General features: G+C 71.4%; 8 protein-coding genes. 3 read left to right on the plus strand and 5 right to left on the minus strand.

Annotation, left to right across the window (positions count from 1 at the left end; all coding sequences use genetic code 11):
* Positions 1-30: 30 nt before the first annotated feature.
* The 3 genes from AB0N03_RS37970 to AB0N03_RS37980 all read right to left on the minus strand — a co-directional run bounded on the left by AB0N03_RS37970 (position 31) and on the right by AB0N03_RS37980 (position 2780).
* Positions 31-1023 carry a LuxR C-terminal-related transcriptional regulator gene (locus tag AB0N03_RS37970; RefSeq protein ID WP_364382573.1) on the minus strand — a complete coding sequence of 331 codons (993 nt, stop codon included), beginning with the start codon at positions 1021-1023 and terminating at the stop codon, positions 31-33.
* 117 nt (positions 1024-1140) lie between these two features.
* Positions 1141-1887 (minus strand): SDR family NAD(P)-dependent oxidoreductase, encoded by a 747-nt coding sequence (locus AB0N03_RS37975; protein ID WP_364382576.1) that lies wholly within the window; start codon positions 1885-1887, stop codon positions 1141-1143.
* A 26-nt stretch (positions 1888-1913) separates the two neighbouring features.
* Positions 1914-2780, minus strand: a complete 867-nt coding sequence (locus AB0N03_RS37980; RefSeq protein WP_364382579.1) for a hypothetical protein — start codon at positions 2778-2780, stop codon at positions 1914-1916.
* Between the two features lie 243 nt (positions 2781-3023).
* Here AB0N03_RS37980 and AB0N03_RS37985 point away from each other — a divergent pair, with 243 nt between their 5' ends.
* A complete protein-coding gene (locus AB0N03_RS37985; protein WP_364382722.1) occupies positions 3024-3815 on the plus strand; it encodes an SDR family oxidoreductase in 792 nt (263 codons plus the stop codon).
* A gap of 80 nt (positions 3816-3895) precedes the next feature.
* On the opposite strand, the gene AB0N03_RS37990 is transcribed toward AB0N03_RS37985, so the two are convergent.
* Complete coding sequence (locus tag AB0N03_RS37990; protein WP_364382582.1) at positions 3896-4570, minus strand: DUF6766 family protein; 675 nt, start codon at positions 4568-4570, stop codon at positions 3896-3898.
* An 82-nt stretch (positions 4571-4652) separates the two neighbouring features.
* Complete coding sequence (locus tag AB0N03_RS37995; RefSeq protein ID WP_364382585.1) at positions 4653-5030, minus strand: hypothetical protein; 378 nt, start codon at positions 5028-5030, stop codon at positions 4653-4655.
* A gap of 152 nt (positions 5031-5182) precedes the next feature.
* Here AB0N03_RS37995 and AB0N03_RS38000 point away from each other — a divergent pair, with 152 nt between their 5' ends.
* Together AB0N03_RS38000 and AB0N03_RS38005 are read left to right on the plus strand one after the other, a co-directional pair.
* On the plus strand, positions 5183-5569 hold the full coding sequence (locus AB0N03_RS38000) for an STAS domain-containing protein (protein WP_364382588.1): 387 nt from the start codon (positions 5183-5185) through the stop codon (positions 5567-5569).
* A gap of 562 nt (positions 5570-6131) precedes the next feature.
* Complete coding sequence (locus AB0N03_RS38005; protein WP_364382590.1) at positions 6132-9332, plus strand: family 78 glycoside hydrolase catalytic domain; 3201 nt, start codon at positions 6132-6134, stop codon at positions 9330-9332.
* Positions 9333-9341 lie beyond the last annotated feature (9 nt).

A 9341-nucleotide genomic window follows, 5' to 3' on the forward strand; every position in this document is an offset into this window, starting at 1 on the left:
GTGGTGGTGACGGCTCGCCGGCCTGACCGGTCAGCGGGCCAGGTGCTTCCGGACGTCGTCGGCGACCGCCGCGCGTCCGCTCAGGTGGTACTTGGCCAGGATGTTGCGGACGTGGGTCTTGACGGTGTGCGGGCTGATGCCCAGCTCACGGGCGATCTGCTCGTTGGGCATGTCGCTGCCGAGGAGGACCGCGACCCCCTGTTCGGCGGCGGTGAGCGAGCGGAAGCGTTCCTCGGGGCCGTTGTCGATGTCGAGCGTGAGCTCGACGAGGTCCGACTGGAGCTGCTGGCAGTCGGTGACGATGCGCTGCAGGGCCTCGCGCAGCGAACCCGCGTCGGGTACCGCGAGGGCGTCCTGGGCCCGCTGCCGGATGTCGGCCACGCGAGACGAGAGCAGCTCGACGATGTGGTCCGCGGTGACCAGCTGCGGTGCGTCGTCGACGTCGGCCGGCAGGCGGCGGAGTGCGTCGACGTCTTCGGCTTCGGTCGTCAGCACGCGGGCCACCAGGTCGGCCAGCCACTCGAACGCGCGCACCGCGTTGTCGTCGAAGGTGCCCGGCCGGTAGCTCTGCATGGACATCATGCCGAACACCGCCGGCTCGCCGTCGCGGCCGCGGCGGAAGAGGGGAGTGGTGACGGCGTCGGCGGAAGCGCGGCTCGTGTCCCCGGAAGCGACGCCGGCGTTGAGCGCGGCGCCGTTGTCGTACTGCATCCGGTAGGTCTGGCGGTGCTTCAGCAGCCAGGCGGCTTGGCCGTGCGGCCCGTAGATGTGCGACGCCGGATCGGTGTACATGCCGCCGTCGTAACCGTAGGGGTAGCGGACGCGGTTCGCGCCGTGGAAGAAGCCGATGTAGAAGTGGTCGAGGGGAACGATCTTGCTCATGACGGCCCGGGCGTAGTCGTAGAGGCCGTAGTGGTCGTTGCGGTAGTTGGCGTCGATCTTGTGGAACGCCTCGCGCAGGATCAGCGTCGTCTCGGCGTCGACCCGGAGCCGGGCCGGTTTGTCCGAGTCGTCGGAGGGCACCGTCCCATGATGAGGCCCGGGCGCGATTCCGTCACTCCGCGAGCGATGGCGACCGGCCCGTCGGGCTGCGACGGTTGACGCCGCAACCAGCTGCCGCGGCGGGAAACGGAGGAGCGCTCATGGAGACCCACTCCTGACGCCTTCGGCGAGCGGGGTCCCGGTGTGGCCGGCGAGGGCGTCGAGGAGCCGCTCCTGGAAGGCGTGGTCGCCGGCCGCGGGGTGCCGGCGGACCCGGTGCCGGTGGTGCCAGTAGCCGTCGGTCGTGAGCACGTCCGGGGCGTCGGTGGTCGCGAGCCAGGTCTGGGTCAGCGTGCCCAGGCGCAGGTCGTCGGGGGCGTCCGCGCCGCCCATGCGGGTGGGGACCCAGCCGGGGTCGACGGCGTGGGTGGGCACCTCGGGCCACCGCCGGGCGACCGCGGCCGCGAGGGTGGTGAGCAGCAGCTTGCTGTCGGAGTAGGAAGCGGTGGGACGGGTGCCGGACCAGTCGAGGCCGGCGAGCTCGGCCCGGCCCCCGCGGTGCATGCCGCTGCTGAGGTAGACCAGGCGGGCGGGCGGGGTGACGAGCGCGGTCAGCAGGTAGGGCGCGACCACGTTGACCGGGAGGATCGTGGGGCCGGTCATGATCCCGGCGTTGTGGATCACGGCGTCCATCCGCCCGAGCCGGTTCACCCCCGCGGCGACGTCCCGGGTCTGCTCGAGGTCCGCGAGATCTCCGGCGACGACGTCAGCGCCGCGCGCGGCCAGGTCGTCGAGGCGGCCGGCGTCCCGCCCGTGGGCGACCACGCGGTGGCCGTCCGCCAGGAGGGCTTCGGCGGCGAGGCGGCCGAGGCCCTGGGTGGAGCCGGTGACGAGAATCCGTGCCACCGCACCGAGGCTACGCGCGCTGGACGTCAGCTCCGCGGGAGCGTCAGCTGCTGACCGTCCTCGGCGACGCCGCCGAGCTGCACCGCCTGGCCGTCCTGAACGGGAGCCACCGTCAGGTCCGCGCAGTTCCCGGAGGCGACCTGGAGCGAGACGTGGCCCTTGGCCGCCTCCGCTTTGCCTTCGCAGGTGAAGTGCGTGTCCGGGAAGGAAGCATCCGGGACGCCCGGCATCGAGAGGGTCGCGCCACCGGTGAGCTTGAACGCGCCGGCGGCGTCGATCGTGAGGACGGTGGGGTCTTCGGTGATCCCGGCCCCGGCGGCGCCGCCCGCCTTGCGCCACGTGCCGACGACCTGATCGACGGAAACGGTCTCCTCCTGGCTCGCGACGATCGCGGTCGTGCCGCCGCCCAGCGCGACGACCAGCACCCCGATCCCGCTGACCAGTCCGCCCAGCCCGAAGTGCAGATTGCCGATGTGGAACTTCTTCACGTTGACGCGGGCATTGTCTCCGAAGGTGCTGCCGCTGACGTCGCCGCTGTTGTCCGTGCGCCTGCTGTTGTCGACGTGCGTCGTCCGCTGCGAATACCGTGCTCCCGGACCCTGGACGACGAAGATTCCCGCTTGCCGGGCCGCGGTGCCCAGTGCGGATTCGAATCCCGGATCCCGCCGCATTTCGGCGGCCACGGCTTCGCGGGCGTGCTGGCGCCGCTCCGGGTCCTGGGGGCGCTGCTCGAGCCCGGCCAGCACACGAGCGCCCCACGGCGTGCGGCGCAGGCGGTTCGCGACCACCCGGTAGAGCTGGTCGACGGCCACGTCGCCGGCCCGCCCGGCGCCGGTCGCGAGCCGCCGCGCGACCGCGTCGACGGCCTTTCCGGCCAATTCGCCCGCGTCCATCGACTCAGTATGAAATCACGCGTTCCTCGCGGACTCCGCCGATCAGGGGAGGCCGGGGAAAGGAATTCCCCCAGGTCGCGACCGCGGGAAACGCCGTGCCCGCCGTGGCGAACCCGGAGTGCGGCGGAAATGCGTGAAACGGGTGTGCCGGGGTACCACGGGACGGTTCGAGTCCCCGCCGGCAAGGAGTCAGCCGTGTCCCAGCCCGCTCAGCAGCAACGCCCGCCCGGATCGACCGCGGAGATGACGCCGCGGCCCGACCACGGGGAACACACCTACCGCGGTTCCGGCAAGCTGACCGGGAAGGCGGCGCTGATCACCGGCGCCGACAGCGGGATCGGCCGTGCGGTCGCAATCGCGTACGCGCGGGAGGGCGCCGACGTCCTGATCTCCTTCCTGGACGAGCACGACGACGCCGAGGAGACGCGGTACTGGGTGGAGGAGGCCGGGCGCAAGGCGGTCGTCGTGCCGGGTGACGTCGCCGACCCGGCGCACTGCCGGGCGCTGGTCGCCCGGGCGGTGGAGGAGTTCGGCCGGCTGGACGTCCTGGTGAACAACGCGGCTTTCCAGATGAGTCACGAAACGTTGGAGGAGATCGCGGACGAGGAGTGGGATCGCACGCTCGCGATCAACCTGAGTGCGTTCTTCCACTTGGTCAAGGCGGCCTTGCCGCACCTGAAGCCGGGGGCGTCGATCATCGGCAGCTCGTCGGTGAATTCGGACGAGCCGACGCCGCAGCTGCTGCCCTACGACGTGACGAAGGCGGGCATCGCGAACATGACCGCGGCGCTGGCGCAGCTGCTGGGGCCCCGGGGGATTCGCGCGAACAGCGTGGCGCCGGGGCCGATTTGGACCCCGCTGATCCCGTCGACGATGCCCGAGGAGGCGGTGAAGTCGTTTGGGGAGCAGGTGCCGCTGGGTCGTGCGGGCCAGCCGGCCGAGCTCGCACCGGTGTACGTGCTGCTCGCCTCCGACGACGGCAGTTACGTGTCCGGCGCGCGGGTCGCGGTGACGGGCGGCAAGCCGATCCTCTGAGCGGAGCCGAGCCCGGCCACCGCCGGGCTCGGTCTCCGGCTCCCTGCCGCTCGGGCTACTCCGCCCGGCGGCAGGGAGGGTCAGCCGGATTCGTCGGTGACGCCGTGAGGTGCACCCACCGGTTTCGACTCGGGTGAGCCCCGCCGGCGCAGGTACACGCTGAACACCGCCATCGAGCCGATGGCCAGGAACTCCGACTGCCAGTTCTGCAGCGTGCGGTTCCAGAAGTCCGCCGACACGAGGTAGTCCGCCCAGGACACCGGGTCACCGAAGCCGCTCAGCTGCTCGGCGTTGTAGGCGGCGACCCCCGCGACCGACTGCGCGAGCCACGACAGCAGGAAGATGCCGCCCATCAGCAGCGCCAGCGAGCGGGCGAAGACCGCGGTCCGCCAGCCGCCCGCCTTCGCCCACGGCGGAGAGCCCGCCTTGACGTACCGGCCGACCAGCTGGTCCTGGTCGCTTTCGGTCCCGATCCGGCTCAGCGGCTTCGACTCCGGCGAACCACGCTGGACCAGCCACACGGTCGCGAAGACGTACAAGAAGAACTGCAGGTACTCCGACTGCCAGTTCTCCGCCACGTCCACCGCGAACGACGAGGACGTCAGGTAGCTGCCCAGGCCGATCGGGTCGACGCCGTGGGCGACCTGCCGGTCGTTGAAGTCGGCCAGCCCGGACAGGGCCTGGCCGACCAGGCTCACCAGGAACAGCGCGCCGAACGCCAGGGAGAGGCCGTTGTCGCGAATGAACCTCTTCATCGGCCGAGCACCCCGATCAGGAGGAAGTAGGCCAGGCCGCCGAGGACGACGACGAGGTAGCCGATGTAGACGGCGCGGGCTTTCACCGGCCACCGACCGCGCAGTCGTAGACCTGCTCGTTGCGGGGGTGGCAGCCGGCGCCGGTGATCCGCCAGCCGTCGGGGAACTCGTGCAGGAACAAGGTGTCCGCGGTGGACCGGGCCTCGGCTTCGTCGCCCCAGACGACGGTCGAGGCCACCTGCGCGCGGGGGAGCGTGGCGACCGGCGAACCCGTGCCGCACCCGACCGGTCCCAGGCCGTCGCGGGCCCGCGGAGCGAGCAACGCGCACGCGGTCCCGCCGCCGTCGGCCACCGCCGCTTCGAACCGCTGCGCGGCCTCTTGGGCGGAGGACGTGTCCGCCGACGAACATCCGCAGAGGACGGCCGCCGCGGCGCCGAATGAGGCGATGATCTTGTACACGCCGGGCGGGGTACCCAGGCGGTCCGGCCTTCACACGTTTCGAGCGCGGAAAAGGTGGGTACGCGGCCGGTGGAGCGGTTTCGGCCGAGCCGGGCCCTGTTGTGCGCCCGGCCGGGCCGGGGCCGCCGGACGTTGCGAGACCGGAGGTGAAGGTGACCGCTGACGGGGGCCGGGTCCGGCCCCAGGATCTGCTGCAGGTGACGGCACACCGTCCCGGCGGGGCGCCCGGCGCGGAGTTGCTGGAGGTGTCCGGCGAGGTGGACCTGTTCAGCGCCCGGGTCCTGGAGGAAGCGCTCACCGCGGCGACCGGCCGCGAACCGGCGCTGCTGGTGATCGACCTGACGGGCGTCTCCTTCCTCGCCTCGGTCGGGATGACGGTGCTGCTGAAGGCCCACCGCGACGCCGGGAGCACGACCCGGTTCCGGGTCGTGGCCCCCGAGCGCAGCACGGTGGGGCGTGCGCTGGAGCTGACGGGGCTGACCGAGGCGCTGGGTGTCGTCGCCACCCGGGCGGCCGCCGGACTGTCCACTGCGGACTAGCCCCGCACCGCCTCTGGTACTCCGCGAGCCCTTCGGGGTGGTCGAGGCTGCCGTGGTGGTGGACCTGCAGCCACCGCCCGGAGTCGCACCCGAACACCCGTGATGTCCGGATCGTCAGCGGCACCGCGTCCGCCCACCAGTAGGTGACCGCGTCGACGAATGTGACCGTCAGGCAAAGATACGGCGCCAGAGGTCTGTGACCGCCTTCCCGGAGCGGAGGATGCCGCCCAGCGGTTGTTCAGCTGCGCCAGGTCGTCCGCTCGTCATTGACTTCCTCTTCGGCCGCAAGGTAACGTCACCGCGTCGGGCTTATGAAACCTTTCAATATGGAGATCGCGATGAAGCGACAGAGGCTGGGCCGCGCGCCCCTTCTGGTCCCACATTCCGATCCCCAGCGTTGTTACCCGCCAGTTTGAGTGTGTACGCCCGGCTGGGACCGCGCTGCCCCGGCTGAATTCGAGTACTTCCCCTGGTGGCCGAAGCCGCAAAACCCTCCCGCTGACTTGAAACGATTCACCGTCGAATCCGGGCCGCACCCCACCGGCCGTCCCCAGGAGCTGCCGTGCGCCACAGATCCCGCCGTCTCCTCGCCCTCGTCTCCCTGCTCGCCGCCGGCACCGCGGTCCCGGCCGAAGCCGCGCCCGAAACCGGAAGTCACGCTTTCGGCGCCACCGACCTCCGCGCGAACCACCTCGACCGGCCACTGGGAACGGACGACACCACCCCCGAGCTGAGCTGGCGGACCACCGCCCGCGACCAGACCGCCTACGAAGTCCAGGCCGCCACCTCGGAAGCGCGCCTGGCGCGCCCCGACCTGTGGGACACCGGCCGCGCCACGAGCGCCGCCGCCGACCTCGACTACGCCGGCCGCGTCCTCGGCAGCCGCCAGCGCGTCTACTGGCGGGTCCGCGTCTGGTCCGGGAACGTCCCGTCGACCTGGAGCACGCCGACCTGGTTCGAAACCGGCCTGACCGGCCAAAACGACTGGTCCGCGGGCTGGGTCACGAACAGCCGGTGGCAGTTGAGCGCCAAGCCCGCCCAGCCGGTGGTCGTCTCGCTGCCCGCACAGACCGCGCGGTTCGTGAAGCTCGACGTCACCAAGCTCGGCCTGCCCCTGGCCGAACAGCCCCTCGACAGCCAGAACCGCATGGTCACCACCGGCGACACCCGCCGCTTCCCCGACCTGACCTACCGCCTGCAGCTGGCCGAGATTCAGGTGCGTGACTCGGCGAACGCGAGCGTGAACTTCGCTGACGGCCGCCAGAAGTACGTCACCGCCTCGGAAACCCAGACCGTGCGCAAGGAGTGGGAGCCCGGGCTGGTCGCCGACGGCCTCACGACGTCCAACCCCGAGGACGCCGGGAACGCCGGCTACCAGAGCGCCGCGCACACCGGCGCGGACGCCGACGTCTCGCTCACGATCGACCTCGGCGCCACCCGCACCTTCGACCAGGTCGTGCTCTACCCGCGCACCGACACCCTCACCGCCGACGGCAAGACCGCGAACTTCCCCGTCGACTACACGGTGCAGACGGCGACCGATGGCCCGTTCACCGTCGCGAAGACCGTGACGAACCAGGCGACGCCCGCCACCTGGCTGCCGCCCGCGTTGCCGTTGTTCGCGAAGGACTTCTCCGTGCGCAGCCGCGTCGCGAGCGCCCGGCTGTACGTCAGCGGCCTCGGCGTCTACGTGCCCAGCCTCAACGGAAACCGTGTCGGCGACGCCGTGCTGGAGCCCGGCGACAGCGACTACGCCGACCGCGTCACCTACGCCGCTTACGACGTCACGAACCAAGTCCGCGGTGGGGCGAACACCATCGGCATCGCGGTCGGGAACGGCACGGCGGACGCGCTGCACACGTCCGGCCGCTACCGGAAGTTCGCGCGCACAGCCAGTGATCCACAAGTCATCGCGCAGCTGGAGTTAACGCTAACAGACGGGACCGTGCAGCGGATCGGCACCGATTCCAGCTGGCGCACCACGCTCGGCGCCACCACCGTGTCCCAGTGGTACGGCGGTGAGGACTACGACGCCCGCCGCGAGATCCCCGGCTGGGACAAGCCCGGCACCGACCGCAAGACCTGGTCTCCGGTGGTGCCCGCGACGAGCACGGCGAAGCCGACCGCCCGCCGGAGCGAGCCCGTCCGGGTCGTGGAACAGTTGCCCGGTAAGGAAATCTCGCGTCCGGCGGCCGGCGTGCGCGTCTACGATCTCGGCCGCAACGTCGCCGGCCTGCCCGAGGTGACGCTCACCGCGCCCAAGGGCACGGCTGTACGCATCTATCCCGCCGAAGCGCTGCGGGACGGGCACGTGGACCAGTCCATCAGCAACGTCGGCGCGCCGATCTGGGACAGCTTCACGAGCAACGGTGGCCGGCAGACCTGGCACCCCGACTTCACCTACCACGGCTTCCGCTACCTCGAGGTGGTCGGCGTGCCGGACGGCGCGCAGCTCTCGGTCGCCGGCCTGCGCACGATGGCGGACAACGACTCCGCCGGGGACTTCGACTCCTCCGACGCGACCCTCGACGGCATCCACCGGCTCACCCGGGCCGCCGTCGGGAACAACATGCAGAGCATCCTCACCGACTGCCCGAGCCGTGAGAAGCTCGGCTGGCTGGAGCAGGACCACCTCGCGTTCGACGCGCTCGCCCGCAACTACGACGTCGAGGCCTACCTCGGCAAGATCGTGCAGGACATGGCCGACGGCCAGGAGACGAGCGGACTGGTGCCCAGCACCGTGCCGGACCACGTGACGCTCGCCGGCTCCTACCGCGACGACCCGAACTGGGGCGGCGCGCTGGTCCAGGTGCCGCTCAAGGCGTACCAGACCTACGGCGACAAGGAACTCCTCAACCGGTACTACCCGGCGATGCAGCGCTACCTCGGCTACCTGACCGGCCAGACCACGCGCTGGGTCGACGGCGTCTACGACTACGGCCTCGGAGACTGGATCACCACCGAGTCCCCGGCGATGCCGCGCGCGATCCCCAGCAGCTTCGGCGTCTGGGCGGTCGAGGACGGCCTGGCGAAGGTCGCGACGGCGCTCGGCCGGGACGCGACGCCGTACCGCACGCAGGCCGACGCGCTGGCGAAAGCCGTGTGGACCAAGTACTACAACGCCACCACCGGGCTGTTCGGCGGCGGCGGTCAAGGCGCGACAGCGCTCGCCCTCGACATGGGCGCGGTGCCCGCCGAGTCGCGCGGCGGCCAGACCCAGCACCTGGTCGACACGATCGAGGCCGCCGACCGGCACCTCGTGATGGGGGAGATCTCGTTCCCGTCCGTGCTGCGGGTGCTGTCGGACGCGGGCCGCGACGACGTCGTCTACCGGATCGCCACGCTGACCACCAGCCCCAGCCTGGGGCACCAGGTCGCGGCCGGGCTGACCGCGCTCGGCGAGACCTGGGACGGCGGCAGCGGCCAGTCGCAGGACCACTTCATGCTCGGCGCGATGGACGGCTGGCTCACCACGCGGCTGACCGGCATCGGGCAGGTCCCCGGATCGGCGGGTTTCAAAACTCTGGTGATCGACCCGGCGGTCGTCGGCGACCTGACGTCCGCGTCCGGCAGCTACGAGAGTCCCCAAGGCCGGGTCGGCACGGCGTGGACGAAGTCCGATCGCGAGTACCGGCTGACCGTCACCGTCCCGCCGGGCAGCACCGCCGAAGTGCACGTCCCGCGGTTCCGCGGCGGGGACGACGCCGTCTACCGCGTCGGCTCGGGCACCCACACCTTCCGTTCCTCCATTCCGCGCGGCTGAAGGGCAATC

The sequence above is a fragment of the Amycolatopsis sp. NPDC051061 genome, from assembly GCF_040682935.1.
GTDB lineage: Bacteria > Actinomycetota > Actinomycetes > Mycobacteriales > Pseudonocardiaceae > Amycolatopsis.